We start from the raw sequence: 18,938 nt of genomic DNA, 5'->3' as shown, positions 1-18,938 counted from the left end.
TTTTTAGCGGTGTTCCTGCTGGGCACCTGCTGTTATCCCTTCGATTGCGAAATGCTCATGACGATTGTGCTCCCTCGTTCTGCCCCGTTAGCCACTGGCCGGCTACTGTCCATTGACGCCTTAAGAGGCCTGGTCATTCTGTTCATGCTGCTCGACCACGTGCGCGAAACCTTTTTGCTGCACCGTCAGGTCAGCGACCCGATGGACATTGCCAGCACCGAGCCGGCGCTGTTTTTCAGCCGCACGTTGGCGCATTTGTGTGCGCCGGTGTTTGTGCTGCTGACCGGATTGTCGGCGTGGTTGTTCGGCGAAAAGTACGCGGGAAAGTCTGATGTCAGCGCCTTTCTGTTCAAGCGTGGTCTGTTTCTGGTGTTGCTGGAATTCACCCTGGTGAACTTTGCGTGGACCTTCCAGTTGCCACCGACTGTGATTTATCTGCAAGTGATCTGGGCGATCGGCTTGAGCATGATTGCCTTGTCGCTGCTGGTCTGGCTGCCGCGCTGGCTGCTGCTGACGTTGAGCCTGACGATCATCGCCGGACACAACCTGCTCGACGCCGTGCATTTTCCAGTGGAGTCGGCGCTGCATGTACCGTGGGCGATTTTGCATGATCGCGGCTGGATCGACGTCAGCGACACTCTGCGTTTGCGCACCTCCTATCCGTTGTTGCCGTGGATCGGTGTGATCGGTCTGGGCTATGCGCTGGGGCCGTGGTTTGCTCGCGGCGTTGAAGCGGGTTTGCGTCAGTGGCAACTGCTGATCGCGGGGAGCGCAGGGCTGCTTGGCTTTGTCGGGTTGCGGCTGATCAACGGCTATGGCGAAAAACCATGGGCCGTGGGCGACACGTCGGTGCAAACCCTGATGAGCTTTTTCAACATCACCAAGTACCCACCGTCGTTGCTGTTTATCGCGCTGACCGTGAGCGTCGGGCTGTTGCTGCTACTGGCCTTCGAGCGTGTGCAGGGCCGTCGCTGGATTCGTTGGCTGACGGTGTTCGGTTCGGCACCGATGTTTTTCTACCTGCTGCACCTGTACGCGCTGAAGGTGTTGTACCTGATCGGTGTGGCCCTGTTCGGACTGAATCAGGGCAGCTATTTTGGCTTCTCGTCAGTGGCGGCGATCTGGCTGGCGGCAGCGCTTCTGTCAATTGCGCTGTTCCCGGTCGTGCGCTGGTTCTCGGCGTTGAAGGCCCGTCGTCGCGACATCGCCTGGTTGAAGTACCTGTAAGCGCTAGTGCCGGTTGCGCACGAAGTCGATAAACGCCTTCAGCGCTGCCGGCACATAACGGCGGCTCGGGTAGTACAGGTGCAGACCTGGATAGTACGGGCACCAGTCTGCCAGCACTTGCACAAGGCGCCCGCTGGCGAGGTGTTCGCTGACCATGTCTTCGAACACATAGGCCAGGCCCAGCCCTTGCAGCGCGGGGCCGACCATCAGGCTGACGTCACCGAGGGTCAGCGGGCCGTTGACCTCGATTTCCTGGGCGATGCCGCCGCGTTCGAGTTCCCAGTGGTACATCGAGCCGCTGGGAAAGCGGTGGCGGATGCACGGGAGTCCGTGCAGGTCCTCGGGTTTTTGCGGTGCCGCGTGACGTGCAAAAAAGGCCGGCGAGCCAACCACCACCGAGCGCATTGTCGGGCCGATCGGCAGCGACACCATGTCGGCCTCAAGGCGATCACCGAAGCGCACGCCGGCATCGAAGCCGTTGGCGACGATATCCAGCAGCGCATCGCTCTCGACCACTTCCAGACGAATGTCTGGATACACCTGCAAAAACTCACTGGCAATCGGCAGTAACACCAGTTCGCAGGCTTGCCGCCCGCAGGTGATGCGCAGATTGCCCGAGGGTTTATCGCGGAAATGGTTGAGGTCTTCCAAAGCATCGTCGATGTCGCGGAATGCCGGTTTCAGTCGGGCATACAGGCGCTCGCCAGCCTCGGTCAATGCCACGCTGCGAGTGGTGCGATTGAACAGGCGTACGCCCAGGCGGTTTTCCAGGGCCTTCACCGAATGGCTCAGGGCGGAAGGCGTGAGGCCCAGCTCAATGGCCGCTTTGCTGAAATTCAGATGCTGCGCGGTACACAGGAATACGGACAGATCTGCTGCCGAAGGTGATTTCATCTGTGAATGCCTTTCACAAAGCCATGCAAAATTGTTGGGATTATCACATCAGTAGCACGGCCTTAAAGTCGCATCAACTCATCAAGAAGACCTGGCACCCTCGCCAAAGGTCGCAGACAGGAGGAGTTGAAATGCGTACCTGGTTTATTACTGGCGCTTCACGTGGTTTTGGCACCCTCATCGCAGAACGCGCCTTGAGTGCCGGCGACGCGGTGATCGCCACCGCACGTAATCCGCAAGACATTATCGAGCGCCTCGGCGAGCAACCGAACCTGCTGGCGGTGCGTCTCGACGTCACCCGCGAGGACGAAGCGCATCAAGCGGTCGCTGAAGGGATCAAGCGTTTTGGCCGCATCGATGTGCTGATCAACAACGCCGGTTTTGGTGTGCTCGGCGCCGTCGAAGAAACCAGCGCCAGCGAGACCGAGCGCCTGTTCGCGACCAATGTGTTCGGCCTGCTCAACGTCACCCGCGCCGTGCTGCCACACATGCGTGCACAACGCAGTGGCCGGGTGATCAACATCTCGTCGATCGGCGGCTACCAGGCTTACATGGGCTGGGGTGTTTACGGCTCGACCAAATTTGCCGTCGAAGGCATCACCGAAGCGTTGCATCAGGAACTGGCGCCGCTGGGCATTCAAGCCACGGTGGTCGAGCCGGGTTTCTTTCGCACCGATTTCCTTGATGAGCAGTCGTTGATCAAAACCGCGTTGTTGCTGCCGGACTACGCCGAAACCGTGGGCAAGATGCGTGCATTCGCCGAAGCGGCCAATCATGCACAACCGGGTGATCCGCAGAAGTTTGCCGAGGCGATGCTGGCGCTGGTCAATGCACCGAATCCGCCGCAGCGCCTGGCGCTGGGAAGTGACACGGTGGCGCGCATCGAGGCGAAGAATCGGCTGGTGGCGCAAGAACTGGCCGAGTGGAATGAGCTGGCGCTGTCCACCGATTTCGCCCACTGAACGCCGGAGCTGTGAGAGCGAGGCTGCTCGCTCTCATCTTTTTCGTGCGCAAACTTCGGTGGATTTTTCTGTGTATTTCGCGCCTTGTTCGCTGCACAACGCAGCTTTGTGATTTCTCAAAGGATGGAACGGATGATTTCTGTAACTCAGCTGCACGGAGGGCGCGACAAGTTGCTCATACTCGCGGCGGTTTGCCTTTCGGCACTGGTCCTGCCGTTAAGTTTTACTGGCGGCGCGGTAGCGACACCGGCCATCGGCCGGGACTTGGGCGGCAGTCCGGTGGCGCTGACCTGGATCACCAATGCGTTCATGCTGTCGTTCGGCAGTTTGCTGATGGCCGCCGGCGCATTGGCTGACGTGTACGGACGCAAACGCCTGTTCACCTTCGGTATGTTGCTGTTCACCGCCGCGTCGTTTGCGCAGAGTCTGGCGCCTTCGGTGTTCTGGCTGGATGTGTTGCGCGCCATACAAGGTGTGGCGGGGGCGGCGGCGCTGGCCAGTGGTTCGGCGGCGCTGGCGCAGGAGTTCGAAGGGCATGCCCGGACCCGGGCTTACAGCGTGCTCGGTACGACGTTCGGTATTGGTCTGGCATTCGGGCCGTTGGTGGCGGGTGCGCTGATCGAGGCCTTCAACTGGCGGGCAATTTTTGTCTTTACCGCGTTGATCGGCATGATCGCGATGGTCTTCGCTGTGCCGCGTATGCGCGAAACCCGCGATCCCGATGCCAAAGGTCTGGATTGGCCAGGCACGCTGCTGTTCAGCGCCATGCTGGCGCTGTTCACGTTTGGCCTGATCCAGGCGCCGGACAGTGGTTGGGACAGCCCGCTGGTGATCGGTTTGCTGGGCGCTTCGGCGGTGTTGCTGGCGGCGTTCGTACTCGTCGAAATGCGTGTCGAGCGGCCGATGCTCGATCTGACCCTGTTCCGTTATCCGCGATTCATTGGCGTGCAGATGCTGCCGATCGGCACGTGTTTCTGCTACATCGTGCTGGTGGTGATGTTGCCGCTGCGCTTCATCGGCGTTGAGGGCTTGAGCGAGATCGATGCCGGTCTGCTGTTGCTGGCGTTGTCCGCACCGATGCTGGTGGTGCCGATGCTGGCGGCCTCGCTGGCGCGTTTTGTTTCCGCTGGCATCTTGTCTGGCGCGGGGTTCCTGATTGCTGCCGTGGGCCTGCATTGGCTGAGTCTGTACAACGTCGGTGACGCGAAATTTGCGCTGGTGGTGCCGATGCTGCTGATCGGCATTGGCGCCGGTTTGCCGTGGGGGCTGATGGATGGTTTGTCGGTCAGTGTCGTGCCGAAAGAACGCGCCGGCATGGCAGCGGGCATCTTCAGTACCGTGCGCGTGGCGGGTGAGGGCATTGCCCTGGCGATTGTCGCGGCGGTGCTGGCGTCACTGCTCCACGCTGATCTGTCGAGTGCCGTGCACGTGGTGGCGGGTAGCGCCGAGGCGTCGCTGATTGGCGAGACCGCGCACCGGGTGACCACGGGTGATATGGCCCATGCGATCAACACCGTTCCGGGGCTGGCCAACGAACGTTTGGTGCAAGGTTATGCGGCGGCGTTTCAGTATCTGCTGCACATCCTGACGGTGATCACCCTCGCATCGGCGGCGGTGGTGCTGGGATTGTTGAGCAAGGATCGCAGCGTTGCAGAGCCACAACAGGCTGCCGCATAAACCCAATGTAGGAGTGAGCCTGCTCGCGATGTCGGTGGTTCAGACAATGGAGATGTTGACTGGGCCGGCCTCATCGCGAGCAGGCTCACTCCTACAGGGTTTTCCGGTGTCTGGGTTATTTGCGATCCAGCCAAACGGTCTGGGCGTTGCAGAATTCGCGCACGCCGAAGTGCGACAGCTCACGGCCGAAACCGCTCTTCTTCACGCCGCCAAAGGTCACGCGCGGGTCGCTGGCGGAGTAGCCGTTGATGAACACGCCGCCGGTGTCCAGTTCGCTGGTCAGTTGCTGGGCCAGTGCCACGTTGGCGGTGTAAATGGTCGCGGTCAGGCCGAACTCGCTGTCGTTGGCCAAGGCCACGGCATGCGCGCAATCGCGGGCGGTGATGATCGACGCGACCGGGCCAAACAGTTCCTGTTTGAACGAGGTCATGCGGTCGGTGACATCGGCCAGTACGGTCGGCTCGTAGTAGTTGCCCGGGCCTTCGGACTTGCCGCCGCCAAGCAACAGCGTTGCGCCTTCTTCCAGGGTGTCGCGCACTTGCTGATCGAGTTCATCACGCAGGTCGAAACGCGCCATCGGACCGATGTAGGTTTCGGCAGACAACGGATCGCCGACCTTCAACTTGCGCGTGGCCTCAACGAATTTACGGGTGAATTCTTCGACCACGCCTTCTTCGATGATCAGGCGCTTCGCAGCGGCGCAAACCTGACCGGAGTTCTGGTAGCGACCGATGACGGCGGCTTGTACCGCTTCGTCCAGATCGGCGTCGTTGAGTACGATGAATGGATCGGAACCACCCAGTTCCAGCACGCATTTCTTCAGCGCGGCACCGGCCTGAGCACCGATCGCCATACCGGCACGCACGCTGCCGGTCAGCGTTACAGCGGCGATGCGCGGGTCGGCAATCGCAGTGGAAACGCCTTCCGGGGTGACGTTGATCACCTCAAAAACACCCTCGGCGAAACCGGCGCGAGTAAACGCGTCGCGCAACAGATAGGCGCTGCCCATCACGTTCGGCGCATGTTTGAGCACGTACGTGTTGCCGGCGATCAGCGCCGGTACGGCACCGCGCAGCACTTGCCAGATCGGGAAGTTCCACGGCATCACCGCGAGAATCGGGCCGAGCGGACGGTACTCGATGCGTGCCTTGCCACCTTCAACCTGCGTCGGCTCAGCGTCGAGCATGGCCGGGCCGTGTTCGGCGTACCACTCGCAGAGCTTGGCGCATTTCTCGATTTCACCGCGGGCCTGAGCGATCGGCTTGCCCATTTCCTGGGTGATCATCGTGGCCATGGCTTCGCTGGTTTCACGCAACGCCCCGGCGAGGGCGGTCAATAAGCGCGAGCGATCTTGCAGCGGCTTGCGCTTCCATTTGCCGAAACCATAAGCGGCGCGGGTCAGTGCGGCGTCGAGCGCGGCGGCGGATTCAAACGCGTAAAGACCGATCTGTTCGCCGTTGGCGGGGTTGATCGAGATGGCGTGGGTCTGGCTGGAAATCTGGCTCATGGCGTCGTCCTGCATGTTCGTCGGATGAGCCTAGAGTAGGGTGGTGTTTGTTTTCTGGAAACTGAATAATAAAGATCGTTTCTTTCACGATTGGAGAATGACTGTGGATCTGGTGCAGCTGGAAATCTTCAAAGCCGTTGCCGAACACGGCAGCATCAGCGCCGCCGCCGCGCAGATCCATCGCGTGCCGTCGAACCTGACCACTCGGATCAAGCAGCTTGAGCAGGATCTGGGCGTTGATCTGTTTATCCGCGAGAAAAGCCGCTTGCGTTTGTCACCGGCGGGGTGGAGTTTTCTCGAATACGCGCGGCGCATTCTCGATCTGGTGCAGGAGGCACGTGCGACGGTGGCGGGGGAAGAACCGCAGGGCGCGTTTCCGTTAGGTTCGCTGGAAAGCACCGCGGCGGTGCGCATTCCCGAATTGCTCGCGGCATACAACCAGTTGCACCCGAAAGTCGACCTCGACCTCTCGACGGGGCCATCGGGGACGATGATCGACGGCGTGCTGTCCGGGCGCCTGGCCGCAGCGTTTGTCGACGGCCCGGTGCTGCATCCGACGCTCGAAGGCGTGCCGGCATTCGAGGAAGAAATGGTCATTATCGCCCCGATCAATCACGCGCCCGTCAAGCGCGCAGCGGACGTAAATGGCGAGAACATTTATGCCTTCCGTTCCAACTGCTCCTACCGTCACCACTTCGAAAAATGGTTCAGCACCGACGCCGCCGTACCGGGCAAGATCTTTGAAATGGAGTCCTATCACGGCATGCTCGCCTGCGTCAGCGCCGGTGCTGGCCTGGCACTGATGCCGCGCAAAATGCTGCAGAGCATGCCCGGCAGTGCCACGGTCAGCGTCTGGCCATTGGCGGCGGACTTTCGTTATCTGACCACTTGGCTGGTGTGGCGGCGGGGCACGGTGTCGCGCAGTCTGAGCATGTTTGTGCGTTTGCTGGAAGAGCGCGGTGTGGTGCGGGCAGATGCATGATCGCGTCTGCCGCGCACTTGATCGCCGTTATCGCCCGTCGACGCTGCGCGGCAGTTTCAGCGGATTACTCTCGCGCAATACCTCTGGCAACAACTCATCCGGAAACCCCTGATAAGCCACGGGCCGCAAGAAGCGCTCGATCGAGGTCATGCCGACCGACGTGAAGCGGCTGTCCGATGTGGCCGGAAAAGGGCCACCGTGCACCGTAGCAAAGGTCACTTCCTGTGGGTGGGCGAAGGCGTTGACCACGATGCGTCCGGTGCGCCGTTCGAGGATCGGCAGCAGGCGCCGCGCCAATTCCAGATCGACATTTTCAAGGTGAATCGCCGCGCTGAGCTGCCCCTTGAACGAACGGGCGACGGCCAGCAACTCGACTTCATCGTTGACAGCAACCAATAGCGCCGACGGGCCGAACACTTCGTGGGCCAACCCCGGTTCGCTGAGCAATTGGTGTCCCTCGACTTCCAGCAACGCAGCACGCCCGGCGAGCGGGGCATCGCCCGATGTGCTTGCCGCGATCACCTGCGCGCCGGCACTTTCCATTGCCACCAGACCCTCAACGTAGGCGCCATGAATACCCGGCGTCAGCATTGTCCGTGCCGGTGCCTCGCTGACCCGTTTACGCATGGCGTTGCGCAGTTCATCAAACCCCGCACCGCGGATGGCAATCAGGATCGACGGACACAAACAGGCCTGCCCGACGTTGACCAGCATCCGTTCGATGAAGCCGTCGCCGATTTCGGCGCCGCGAGCCGCCAGCGCCTCGGGCAGGATGAAGGTCGGGTTGACGCTGGTCATTTCGGTGAACACCGGGATTGGCTCGGGGCGCAATTGCGTGCGGCGATAGAGTGCCATGCCGCCCGGTTCGGAGCCGGTGAAGGTCACGGCTTTGATCAACGGATGATCGACCAGCGCTTCGCCAATGGCATTGCCGCCGCCACGCACCATTGAAAAAACGCCTTCGGGCAAACCATGCGCCTGCACGGCTTTGCGAATGGCCCGCGCCTGGATTTCTGAAGCGCCGGGATGCGCGTTGTGTGCCTTGAGAATCACGGTGGCGCCGGCCGCCAATGCTGACGCGGTGTCGCCACCCGCCACCGAGTAGGAAATCGGAAAGTTGCTCGCGCCGAAAATCGCCACCGGGCCGATGGCGATTTTTTGCAGGCGATGATCCATCCGTGGGCGCGGCTGACGCTGGGGTTGCGCCGGGTCGATGGCCAGTTGCAGAAAGCGGCCCCGGCGCACCACGTCGGCGAACTGGCGGAACTGGGTCGCTGCTCGCAAAGCTTCGCCCTCAAGCTGAGCTTCGGGCAGTCCGGTTTCCAGTGCCGCGCGTGCCGCCAGTTCGCTGCGTACTGCGTCGAGGTTGTCAGCGATGCTCTCGAGGAAAGCCGCGCGTTCGGCCAGCGAGGTGTGGCTGTAGCGGTCAAATGCCGCATCGGCGAGTGTCGCTGCCTGATCAACCTGCGCGGCACCGCCGAAGGCGAAGTCCGGTTCAATCAACTGATTGCTGGCCGGGTTCAGCGCTTTCATCGTGCCTTCGGTGGCGACAACATCCGCCGCGCCGATCAGCAAATGGCCGGTCAGACTCATTTCGATTCACCCTGGGCTTTGAGGCGGGCAATCAGTTCGTCAGTGCTGGCAATGACGTGAGCGAATGTCGGGCCGTTGAGTTCGTGGGCGGCGTGCATCATTTCCGCTTTGAAGGCCGCCGTTGCATCGCGGACCAGGGTGACGTGGTAGCCCAGTTCCGCGGCATAGCGCGCGGTGGCTTCGATGCAGGTGTTGGCCAACAGGCCGACGATGATCACGTGGGTGACGTCTTGCTGTTTCAGGCGAAAATCCAGGTCGGTGTTGGCGAAACCACTGGAGCCCCAGTGCTCCTGAACCACAATGTCGCCCTCTTGCGGGGCGAAATCCGGGTGCCATTCGCCGCCCCATTCGCCACGGGCAAAATGATGTATGTGCATGATCTTGCATTGGGTCGGGGTCGGGTGATCCCAGCTTTCGTAGTCGCCTTTTTCCCAGCGGTGATGGGGTACGATGACCACCGGAATTTTCAGCTCGCGCACGGTGCGGTCGAGTTTGCGCAGGTTGTCGAGCAGGCCGTTCTGTTCAGCCATCGGTTTGATCAGCGGGAATATCTTGCCGCCGTCCGAAAGAAAATCGTTGTATGGATCGACCAACAGATAGGCGGTTCTGTCCAGCGGATAGGGGGTATTCGACATGGCGGCTTGCTCCGGCAATGGGATTATCGGTGCACAGGGCTTGTCCCGGCATCGTGTAGATATGATAATCATAGTAACTGTAAAAGAGGCAAGCCCTGATGGCAGTAAACGATAGTCTTCCTGACACGCTGTGCCCGATCTCCCGGGCCGAGACGATTGTCGGCGACCGCTGGACGGTGCTGGTTTTGCGCGAGTTGTTCATGGCCAATCATCGCTATGACGAGATCCAGGCGCAGACCGGCGGTACGCCGCAAATGGTCGCCGCGCGTCTGAAATGCCTGGAAGCGGAGGGGCTGGTTGAGCGCCGGTTGTACAACGAACGGCCGAAACGCTACGAGTACCACCTCACGGCGAAAGGCGAGGCGTTCTACCCGGTGATCATTGCACTGCGGGCGTGGGGAGAGACCTGGTGCAAGGCACCGGAGGAGGGGGTGGCGGTGAACATGACCCACAAAAACTGCAACCACGACGCCGGCCTCGGGCCGCTGTGCGAGCACTGCGGCGAACCCTTGCGTCGGGAAGATCTGATCAGCCAGCCACAAGCAGCCTACGCCGCCGAACGGCAGGCGCGGCGTGAGGCGTTCAAAGGCAAATAACCTCGATCACGGCGTACCGTTTCGACCGTGCAGCACGTAGCCGGGACGTAGGCTCAAACGCTCGTAATAGGCTTTCACTGCGGCAAAATCCGGGTGAGCCAGTGGCGTTTCGAACCAGCGGTTCACCGACAGTCCGATGGGAATGTCCGCCAGGGAAAACTGTTCGCCGCTGACGTAGGCGCCGGTTTTTTCCAGTTGTCGGTCGAGGATGGCCATGGTCTTCGACCACTGCTCAATGCCGTTCGCCAGCGCGGCGTTGTCCTGATAGTCGGGCGACTGGCGCACCAGCGACATGAAGGCGTACGACCACGAGCGATTCAGCTCCGACGCTTGCCAGTCGATCCACTGATCCACCCGCGCTCGGGTTTGCGCGTCAGTCGGATAAAGATGCGAACCGTCATAACGTGCGGCCAGATAACGAATGATCGTGTTCGATTCCCACAGTGTGAAATCACCGTCCTGAATCACCGGCACCATGGCACAGGGATTGAGCGCGAGAAACTCCGAATCGTTGGTCGATCTGAAGCCCGATCCCCAGTCTTCACGCTCGAAAGGAATGTGCAATTCAGCGCAAGTCCACAGCACTTTGCGCACGTTGATCGATGAGGCTTTACCGAGTATTCGCAGCATTGGATGTCCCTTACCCAATCGTCGTCAGGCGTAAACAAATACCACACCGCAACGCAGAAGGCCCGCACAGTGCGGGCCTTCTTTTTCAGCGCATCAATCTCACAGACTGCCCGCCAGTTTGCCGCCCATCATCCGTCGACGGTAAGACGTATCGCGATTGGCCAGCCAGAAATACAGCGGCGAGGTCACCAGCAGTCCCACCAGCCACGACAGATCCGCACCGTTGATGTGCGCCGACACCGGGCCGACGTACAGCGGCGTGTTCATGAACGGGATCTGCACGGCGATGCCGATCGCGTAGGCCAGCAACGCCTGCGGGTTGTAGCGGCCGTAGATGCCGCCGTCGACCTGGAAGATTGACTGGATGTCGTACTGACCTTTGTGGATCGCATAGAAGTCGATCAGGTTGATCGCCGTCCATGGCACCAACACCACCAGCAACACCAGCACCATGTCGACGAAGTGGCCGATAAAGTCTTTCGAGGCACCGACGGCGGCAAAGCAGCAAGCCAGCAACACGATGATCGAGATCACTGCGCGGCTCTTGGCGGTGGGGATCCAGCGGTAGGCGAAGGTCTGCACCAGAGTGATCAGCGACAGCACCGCGCCGTACAGGTTGAGGGCGTTGTGGCTGATCACGCTGAGCAGAAACAGCACCAGCATCAGCGGGCCAATGGAACCGGTGGCGAGTTTTACTGCATCCATGGTGTCCATGCCAACGGGCGTCGCCAGCACCGCGACGGCGCCGAAAATAAACGCCAGACTCGAACCGAGCGCCGACCCCAAGTACGTGGTCCAGAACGTCGACGAGACTTTGACGTCGGCCGGCAAGTAGCGCGAATAGTCGGACACGTAAGGTGCAAACGCGATCTGCCACAGCGCGGCCAGCGACACGGTGGCCAACCAACCGGACAGGTTGAAGCTGCCCCGGGTGAGGAAGTCATCGGTTTGAATATGAGTGAAGATGTAGCCGAAACCCACAACGATGCCGATCCCCAGCACCCAGGTGCCGATGCGGTTGAGCACGTGGATAAAGCGATAACCAATGATACCGATGATCCCCGAACCGACTGCGCCAATGACGATACCGACCGGCACCGGAACGCTGTCGACCACGCCATGCAACGACTTGCCGGCCAGGACGATGTTGGAAGCGAAGAAACCGATGTACATCACGCCAGCAATCAACACCACCAGCAACGCGCCGAGGGAGCCGAACTGCGCGCGACTCTGGATCATCTGCGGAATGCCCATCTGCGGGCCTTGCGCCGAGTGCAGCGCCATCAGCACGCCACCGACCAGATGGCCGACCAGAATGGCGACGATGCCCCAGAGCAGATTCAAGTGAAACAACTGCACGCCCAGCGCACCGGTAACGATGGGCAACGGCGCGATGTTGCCGCCGAACCAGAGCGTGAACAGATCCCTGACCTTTCCGTGGCGATCTTCGGGGGGCACGTATCCTATCGTGTGTTTTTCAATCAGCGGAGCGGAGGTTGCTGCAGGGGTAGCCATGACGAACTCCAAGGCAAGGATGAGTACGTGGACGTACTTCGGCAAGCGCCGGCACGGGCGGCGCATTTCTTGTTGAAGCGATCATGTGCAAAGCACCGCGAGAGATAAATTAGTAAGTTTGTTGCTACAGACCTTAAAAAAAATATGCTCCGGGTGAGGCCTGGCTCCGGTATGTTCAGGCTCCTCTCTTATCTGGATTCACAGCGCTTTGTGCAGGAGTTGCCGAAGGCTGCGACCCTTTGATTTTCTGGAGATTCCCATGGCCGCCTACAACCTGCGCCAGCTCAAATACTTCGTCACCACCGCTGACTGCGGCAGCGTCGCCGAAGCGTCGCGCAAGCTCTACATCGCGCAGCCGTCGGTCTCCACGGCGATCAAGCACCTGGAAGAAAGTTTCGGCGTGCAGCTGTTCATCCGGCATCACGCCCAGGGTGTATCGCTGACGCCCAGCGGCTCACGCTTCTACCGCAAGGCGCTGGAGCTGTTACGCGTTGCCCACGAATTCGAACAGAACGCTCTGGCCGATAACGATGTGGTAGCCGGGCAAATCGATATCGGCTGTTTTGAAACTGTCGCGCCGCTGTACCTGCCGCGCCTGATCGCCGGTTTCAAGGAACGCTGGCCGGGGGTGGAAATCCGCATTCGCGACGGTGAGCAGCAAGAGCTGGTGCAGGCGCTGACCGCCGGCAGCATCGACCTGGCGATGCTGTTCGAGCACGATCTCGATAGCACGATTGAAACCACGCCGCTGATGCCCGCGCAGCAGCCTTACGCCTTGCTCCCGGCGGATCACCGCTTTGCGCAACAGGCGAAAGTCTCGCTGCATGATCTGGTGCTGGAACCCATGATTCTGCTCGACGTGGTGCCGAGCCGAACCTACTTCGTGAGCATTTTCGAGGAGCGCGGGTTGACCCCGCACATTGTGTTCAGCTCCCCATCAATCGAGATGGTGCGCGGCATGGTCGGGCGCGGTTTCGGCTTTTCGATTCTGGTCACCAAACCGTTCAGCGACTACACCTACGACGGCCAGAAAGTCGTCTGCGTGCCGCTGGCGGAAACCGTGACCGGGTCGGGATTGTCGGCAGCCTGGCTGCGGCGGGTGCAACTGACCAAACCGGTGCAGTTGTTTGTCGACCATTGTCGTGAGGAACTGGCCCGACTGTACGCTTGAGAGCAGTCGAGCCACGGTTCAATCGCTGATGAATGTCAGCACTCGTTGGAGCATTTCGTCGCAGGCCTTCAGTTGATCGAGGCTGACAAACTCATCGGGTTTGTGGCCCTGATCCATGCTGCCGGGCCCGCAGACCACGGTCGGGATACCCGCCGCATCAAACAGTCCGCCTTCCGTGCCGAACGCCACCGTGGCGAAATCCGTTGAACCGCAGAACGCCGCAATCAGCTCGGCGGCCTGGCTCTGCGCATCGGTGACCAACCCCGGATAGGCTGATAATTCGCTGAAGCGGATTTCGCTTTGCGCATTGACCGCACGCATGCGCGGCAGCACTTCATGTTCGGCGTAGGCTTTCAGTGCTTGGGCGACGAGGGCCGGATCCTGCGAGGGCAGGGCGCGGATTTCGAAATCGAAACGACAGTCGGCAGGCACGATGTTCAACGCCTTGCCGCCGCTGATCACACCGGTTTGCACCGTGCTGTAGGGCGGGTCGAAGCGCGCATCGTGATGCTCCGGCGCTTTCAGTTGCTGCCCGAGGCGACCAAGCTCAGCGATCAGTTCGGCGGCGTATTCAATCGCATTGACGCCGAGCGGCGCATAGGCCGAATGACACGGATGGCCGTGCACATCGCAGCGCATCGCCAGTTTGCCCTTGTGACCAAGCACCGGTTTCAGTTCGGTCGGCTCGCCGATGATGCACAGCAGCGGTTTGACTGGACGCTGCTGCAAGACCTCGAGCAGCGAACGCACGCCGAGGCAGCCGACCTCTTCGTCGTAAGACAGGGCAATGTGCACCGGCAGGCGCAACGACGCCTGCACCAGCGCCGGCACCAACGCCAGCACGCAGGCAATATAGCCTTTCATGTCCGCCGTACCGCGGCCGAACAGTTTGCCGTCGCGCTCGCTCAGTGCGAACGGCGGCAGCGTCCACGGCTGGCCATCGACCGGCACTACATCGGTGTGCCCGGACAGCACAATGCCCGGTTGATCCACCGGGCCGATCGTGGCGAACAGGTTGGCTTTGCTGCGCTCATCGTTGTAGATCAGCGCGCACGGTACGTCGAAACCGGCAAGATAATCGCGAACGAATTCGATCAGTTGCAGGTTGGATTCGCGGCTGGTGGTATCGAACGCCACCAGCGCCTTGAGCAACTCGACGCTGTTCATCGGTCATCCCCGGCCACCCCATAGCCCGGCGCTTTGGCCGGGTCGAGGGCGCGGTCGATGTAGTCCTGAAGCTGCGGCTGGTAGGCGTCCCAGAGTTGTTGCAACTGGCCGATCGGGTTTTCGTCGGCCCAGTCGACGCGCAGGTTGACGATCGGCCAGGTCTGCTCGCCGACCACCACGACGGCGGCCGAATGCACCGGGCCGGCTTCGCCACCGAGCGCTTGCGCGGCGTGCAGGGCTTTGAGCAGGCGATCAGCGAGTTGACCTTCGCCGTCCTCGAAGGCGCTGACCATGGCTTCGATCACCGAACGCCCGGCGAGCATGTTGCCGGCGGCGACGCACTGCTCGCCGCTGACGGCGTTGTGCACACCGAGGGTTTGCGCACCGCTGAAATGTGCGGTCTGGCCGAGGTGGTTGATCGCGGTGATCTGGCGGTACTGGCTGTAGCCGTTGCGGGTGAGGACTTTGTCCAGCGCATCGTCGGGTGCCAGGCCTTGTTCCATCAAAGCGAGGACTTCCGGGCCGAGGGACGGCAGGGTGATGTTCTGGCTCGACACCGCGCCAACGCCGGGCAGCAGCCACGGGCAGCGCGCACCGACGGCGATGCTGGAGGAACTGATGGCGACACCGAACTGGCCGGTTTCGGCGCAGCGGGCTGTGATTGAAAATGTCATCTAATGAACTCCTTGTGTGTCTGGGCTGGCCTCATCGCGAGCAGGCTCACTCCTACAGGGGAACGCATTTCAAATGTAGGCCTTCGCCTGCTCGCGATGGCCGCGACTCGGTGTGATGCCTTACTCAGGAATCACCGCAATCACATCAATCTCCATCAGCCACTGCGGCTGCCCCAGCGCCGACACCACCAGCCCGGTGGAAATCGGGAAAACACCCTTGAGCCACTTGCCGACTTCGCCATACACCGCTTCGCGATAACGCGGGTCGATCAAATAAGTCGTGGTCTTGACGATGTGGCTCATGTCGCTGCCGGCTTCTTCGAGCAGTTGCTTGACGTTGCGCATGGCCTGTTCGGCCTGCGCGCGCGGGTCACCCAGACCGACCAGATTGCCGTCGAAATCCGTGCCGACCTGTCCACGGACATATACGGTGTTACCGGCGCGCACGGCCTGGCACAGGTCATTGTCCAGGGTCTGGTTCGGGTAGGTGTCTTTGGTGTTGAACATGCGGATGCGAGTGTGGGTGGGCTGACTCATGTGAAACTCCTGAAGATGGTGCGCCCCGGCGCAATCGGCGCCGGCGCGAAAAGAGACATCAAGCGTCGACGGTATCGGCGGCTTTGTTGTGGCTGCTCGAATGCAGTGCGGCTTCACGTTGTTCGGCATCGCGGTAGTCGAGGTACTTGCGCTGGGTGGCGATGTGATCGGCGACGTGTTTGGCGTCGTGCCACACGCCCCAGATAAACGACGAACCCCGGCGCGACTGCCACGGCAGACCGAGGAAATACACACCCGGTTCGCTCGACACGCCGCGCTGATGCACAGGCTTGCCCTTGTCATCGAACGTCGCGACTTGCAGCCAGGAATAATCCACGGCGAACCCGGTGGCCCAGATGATCGACGTGATACCGGCCTTGGCCAGATCCAGATCGGCCAGCGGATTTTTCACGCACTCGGGGTCCGGATAGGTTTCGCGCGCTTCAGGTTCTTCCGGCAGATCGAGGCCGTTGCGCTCGATATAGGCATCGGCGGCATCGAGCAACGCCAGATAATTCTCGTCGCCGCGAGTGAGGTTGCCGACCAGGTCCTGCTTGAAGGTCACCACGCCGTTATTGAACGATTCGGTGACGCCAACCAGGGTCATGCCGCGATGGGCCAGACCACGGAAATCGATGGTGCGCCCGCCATGGGCGCCGCTAACTGCGATGGTCACATGCTCACGACCGGGTTTCATCGCTGCTTGATCCCACTCGCCGAGCACGCCCAGCCACCAGCAGAAATCCCGGTTGCGATAGGCGCGAGGCGGGCGGTCATGGGCGCCGACCGACAGGTAAACCTGCTTGCCGGAACGTTGCAGCTCATCGGCAATCTGCACGCCGGAAGAACCGGCACCGACCACCAGCACTGCGCCTGCCGGCAGTTGCTGCGGGTTGCGGTAATCAGCGGAGTGGATCTGCAACAGACGTTCGTCTTGCGGGGCAATCGCCGGAATCACCGGTTTCTGAAACGGCCCGGTCGCAGCGACCACACGACTGGCTTCGATCACGCCTTCGGAGGTCTCGACGGTGAAACCCGGGCGCCCGACATTGCGCACCACGCTGTTCACTTCAACGCCGGTGCGGATCGGCGCATTGAATTTCTTTGCATAGGCTTCGAAGTAATCCGCCACGCGCTCTTTCGGGGCGAAGCCGTCGGGATCGACGTCATCGAATTCCAGGCCGGGGAAGCGGTCGTGCCACGCCGGGCCGTTGGCAACCAGCGAGTCCCAGCGCCCGGTGCGCCAGCGTTCGGCAATGCGATTGCGCTCCAGCACGAGGTGCGGCACACCGAGTTTGCTCAGGTGTTCGCTCATGGCGACGCCTGCCTGGCCAGCACCCACGATCAGCGTGTCTGTTTTTATTATTGCAGTGGTCATCTCTACATCCTTCCTAGCAAGGCAGTGGGATTCGGGCCGCTGTTGGCTTGTCCGTTTGGCTTGCGGTCAGACTAGGGAGGAGGGGGATTTCGGTAAAATATTATTAAGCTGGGATGTGAAGATAAAAATCTGATGCAGCGCTTGGAAACCCTTGAAACACAGGGGTTGCAGAGAATCGGCTGTGGGGTTGGGAGATAAAAAAACCGTTGGCGTAACGTGCAGTGGTGAGCAGAATCTTCCCCTCACCACTGCGCCGGTTTCAACGATTCAGAAACGCCAGCAAGTCCTCATTCAAGGCCTGCGCGTGCGTCACCACAAAGCCATGTGGCGCACCTGCATAAACCTTCAGTTCGGCGCCCTTGATCTGCGCCGCCGCCTGCTTGCCGGTGGTTTCAAACGGCACGATCTGGTCGCCGTCGCCATGGATCACCAGTGTCGGTACATCGATCTTGGCCATGTCCGGGCGGAAGTCGGTTTCCGAGAACGCGGTCACGCAATCCACGGTGCCCTTGAGCGAGGCCAGCAGCGCAATGTTGAGTGTTTGCGCGAGCACGCCGTCAGAGACTTTCTGGCCTTGATTGGTGCCATAGAACGGCGCGGCGAAATCGGCGATGAACTGCGCACGATCCTTCAACAAGCCAGCCTTGATGCCGTCGAACACCGAGGTGTCGACACCTTGCGGGAAATCGGCTTTCTTGCCGAACAACGGCGTCACCGCGCCCAGCAATACCACACCGGCAACGCGTTCGCTGCCATGACGAGCGATGTAACGGCTGACATCGCCGCCACCCATGGAAAAGCCCACCAGCGTCACCTCGCGCAGGTCCAGATGGTTGATCAGTTGCGCGATGTCATCGGCGAAAGTGTCGTAGTCATACCCGGTCCACGGCTGATCGGAACGGCCGAAACCACGGCGATCAAAGGCAATGGTGCGATAGCCACGGCTGCTCAGGTATTCCATCTGGTATTCCCACATGTCGGCATCCAGCGGCCAGCCATGGCTGAACAGCACGGGTTTACCGCTGCCCCAATCCTTGTAGTAGATCTCGGTACCGTCTTGCGTGGTGAAGGTGCTCATGGAAACTCCTGCGTCAGGGATCGCGCGTGATGCCGAAATGGCGACATTCACTATCAGCGCAAAGCGCTCCGGCTACTTGTATGCAGGTGCTGGTTTTGCGTCGGTCCAGTCGTGAACGTGTTTGGAGTTGTATGATGCAACTGTGAGCCGCGAGGCCAATCGACGAATGCATGGAGTACTCCTACGTGAAACGCAAAAGCTTGCAGGGCAATGCCTGCCCGGTGGCCCGGACGCTGGACCTGATCGGCGACTGGTGGTCGCTGCTGATCATTCGTGACGCGCTAGACGGGATTAGCCGCTTCAATGATTTTCAGAAGAGTCTGGATATCGCGAAGAACATGCTCAGCGCGCGCCTCAAAGGCCTGGTGGAGCAGGGAATCCTGCAAACGCTGCCTGCGGCCGATGGCGGCGCGTATAAGGAATACGTGCTGACTGAGCGCGGCAAAGCCTTGCAGACGGTGATCGTCGCGCTGTCGCAGTGGGGCGGTGAATTCATGTATGCGCCGGGTGAGCCGGGTTCGGTGATGGTCGATGCGAAGAACCGTCAGCCGATTCGCACGCTGGAACTGCGGTCTGCAGACGGTCGCCTGCTGGTGCCTGGCGAGGTGGCGACTCGAATGGGCGTAGCGCACTGAGACTAACTCGCAAATAACCCCGACGAACGGTAGAAACTTAGGTTTGACGTCAAAATGATGGCCATCTAGTATCGCGCCAC

Annotated in this window: 18 protein-coding genes; 7 read left to right on the top strand and 11 right to left on the bottom strand. The window is 60.8% G+C overall.

The genetic code is table 11. The features are described 5' to 3' along the window. The first annotated feature begins 57 nt into the window (after window positions 1–57). Window positions 58–1,227: a DUF1624 domain-containing protein gene (locus tag ACOYXJ_RS26725; RefSeq protein ID WP_460372512.1), complete on the top strand. Its 1,170-nt coding sequence runs from the start codon at window positions 58–60 to the stop codon at window positions 1,225–1,227. 3 nt (window positions 1,228–1,230) lie between these two features. On the opposite strand, the gene ACOYXJ_RS26720 is transcribed toward ACOYXJ_RS26725, so the two are convergent. Then, on the bottom strand, window positions 1,231–2,121 hold the full coding sequence (locus ACOYXJ_RS26720) for a LysR family transcriptional regulator (protein WP_460372510.1): 891 nt from the start codon (window positions 2,119–2,121) through the stop codon (window positions 1,231–1,233). 131 nt (window positions 2,122–2,252) lie between these two features. Here ACOYXJ_RS26720 and ACOYXJ_RS26715 point away from each other — a divergent pair, with 131 nt between their 5' ends. Next, a complete protein-coding gene (locus ACOYXJ_RS26715; RefSeq protein ID WP_460372508.1) occupies window positions 2,253–3,083 on the top strand; it encodes an oxidoreductase in 831 nt (276 codons plus the stop codon). A 132-nt stretch (window positions 3,084–3,215) separates the two neighbouring features. Next, complete coding sequence (locus tag ACOYXJ_RS26710; RefSeq protein WP_460372507.1) at window positions 3,216–4,760, top strand: MFS transporter; 1,545 nt, start codon at window positions 3,216–3,218, stop codon at window positions 4,758–4,760. A 115-nt stretch (window positions 4,761–4,875) separates the two neighbouring features. Here ACOYXJ_RS26710 and ACOYXJ_RS26705 read toward each other — a convergent pair whose 3' ends face one another. Continuing rightward, the gene (locus ACOYXJ_RS26705; protein ID WP_460372505.1) at window positions 4,876–6,267 is read right to left on the bottom strand and encodes an aldehyde dehydrogenase family protein; all 1,392 of its coding nucleotides are present in this window, start codon (window positions 6,265–6,267) and stop codon (window positions 4,876–4,878) included. Window positions 6,268–6,370: 103 nt separating this feature from the next. Here ACOYXJ_RS26705 and ptrR point away from each other — a divergent pair, with 103 nt between their 5' ends. Further along, window positions 6,371–7,249, top strand: a complete 879-nt coding sequence (gene ptrR, locus ACOYXJ_RS26700) for a putrescine utilization regulator PtrR (protein WP_038367964.1) — start codon at window positions 6,371–6,373, stop codon at window positions 7,247–7,249. Between the two features lie 27 nt (window positions 7,250–7,276). Here the strand turns inward: ptrR and ACOYXJ_RS26695 are convergent, their stop codons facing one another. Beyond that, window positions 7,277–8,842, bottom strand: coding sequence for an aldehyde dehydrogenase (NADP(+)) (locus tag ACOYXJ_RS26695; protein WP_460372503.1), 1,566 nt, complete (start codon window positions 8,840–8,842; stop codon window positions 7,277–7,279). Beyond that, on the bottom strand, window positions 8,839–9,477 hold the full coding sequence (locus tag ACOYXJ_RS26690; RefSeq protein WP_460372501.1) for a cysteine hydrolase family protein: 639 nt from the start codon (window positions 9,475–9,477) through the stop codon (window positions 8,839–8,841). The genes ACOYXJ_RS26695 and ACOYXJ_RS26690 overlap by 4 nt, the downstream gene beginning before the upstream one ends. Before the next feature lie 98 nt (window positions 9,478–9,575). Between ACOYXJ_RS26690 and ACOYXJ_RS26685 the strand changes: the two genes are divergently transcribed. Beyond that, the gene (locus tag ACOYXJ_RS26685) at window positions 9,576–10,073 is read left to right on the top strand and encodes a winged helix-turn-helix transcriptional regulator (RefSeq protein WP_110721254.1); all 498 of its coding nucleotides are present in this window, start codon (window positions 9,576–9,578) and stop codon (window positions 10,071–10,073) included. 6 nt (window positions 10,074–10,079) lie between these two features. Here ACOYXJ_RS26685 and ACOYXJ_RS26680 read toward each other — a convergent pair whose 3' ends face one another. Together ACOYXJ_RS26680 and ACOYXJ_RS26675 are read right to left on the bottom strand one after the other, a co-directional pair. Beyond that, on the bottom strand, window positions 10,080–10,703 hold the full coding sequence (locus ACOYXJ_RS26680) for a glutathione S-transferase family protein (RefSeq protein ID WP_150795485.1): 624 nt from the start codon (window positions 10,701–10,703) through the stop codon (window positions 10,080–10,082). 99 nt (window positions 10,704–10,802) lie between these two features. Then, window positions 10,803–12,218, bottom strand: a complete 1,416-nt coding sequence (locus ACOYXJ_RS26675; protein WP_150795484.1) for a purine-cytosine permease family protein — start codon at window positions 12,216–12,218, stop codon at window positions 10,803–10,805. Window positions 12,219–12,477: 259 nt separating this feature from the next. Here ACOYXJ_RS26675 and ACOYXJ_RS26670 point away from each other — a divergent pair, with 259 nt between their 5' ends. Next, window positions 12,478–13,389: a LysR family transcriptional regulator gene (locus ACOYXJ_RS26670; protein WP_095120359.1), complete on the top strand. Its 912-nt coding sequence runs from the start codon at window positions 12,478–12,480 to the stop codon at window positions 13,387–13,389. An 18-nt stretch (window positions 13,390–13,407) separates the two neighbouring features. Here the strand turns inward: ACOYXJ_RS26670 and argE are convergent, their stop codons facing one another. From argE to ACOYXJ_RS26645, 5 genes are all read right to left on the bottom strand, one after another. Beyond that, window positions 13,408–14,556, bottom strand: a complete 1,149-nt coding sequence (argE, locus tag ACOYXJ_RS26665) for an acetylornithine deacetylase (RefSeq protein ID WP_460372498.1) — start codon at window positions 14,554–14,556, stop codon at window positions 13,408–13,410. Next, on the bottom strand, window positions 14,553–15,230 hold the full coding sequence (locus tag ACOYXJ_RS26660; protein WP_460372496.1) for a DUF1028 domain-containing protein: 678 nt from the start codon (window positions 15,228–15,230) through the stop codon (window positions 14,553–14,555). Before ACOYXJ_RS26660 ends, argE begins: the two co-directional genes overlap by 4 nt. A gap of 120 nt (window positions 15,231–15,350) precedes the next feature. Continuing rightward, entirely contained in the window at window positions 15,351–15,767 is a 417-nt protein-coding gene (locus ACOYXJ_RS26655) for a RidA family protein (RefSeq protein ID WP_007910844.1), read from the bottom strand. Window positions 15,768–15,825: 58 nt separating this feature from the next. After that, entirely contained in the window at window positions 15,826–17,145 is a 1,320-nt protein-coding gene (locus tag ACOYXJ_RS26650) for a flavin-containing monooxygenase (RefSeq protein WP_460372494.1), read from the bottom strand. A 259-nt stretch (window positions 17,146–17,404) separates the two neighbouring features. Then, on the bottom strand, window positions 17,405–18,223 hold the full coding sequence (locus ACOYXJ_RS26645) for an alpha/beta fold hydrolase (RefSeq protein WP_460372492.1): 819 nt from the start codon (window positions 18,221–18,223) through the stop codon (window positions 17,405–17,407). Window positions 18,224–18,408: 185 nt separating this feature from the next. Between ACOYXJ_RS26645 and ACOYXJ_RS26640 the strand changes: the two genes are divergently transcribed. Further along, a complete protein-coding gene (locus ACOYXJ_RS26640; RefSeq protein ID WP_150795480.1) occupies window positions 18,409–18,858 on the top strand; it encodes a winged helix-turn-helix transcriptional regulator in 450 nt (149 codons plus the stop codon). Window positions 18,859–18,938 lie beyond the last annotated feature (80 nt).

The organism is Pseudomonas sp. Tul2A7 (assembly GCF_054790505.1).
The sequence above is the reverse complement of the archived record's forward strand: the minus strand, read 5'-3'. Positions and strand labels throughout refer to the sequence as shown.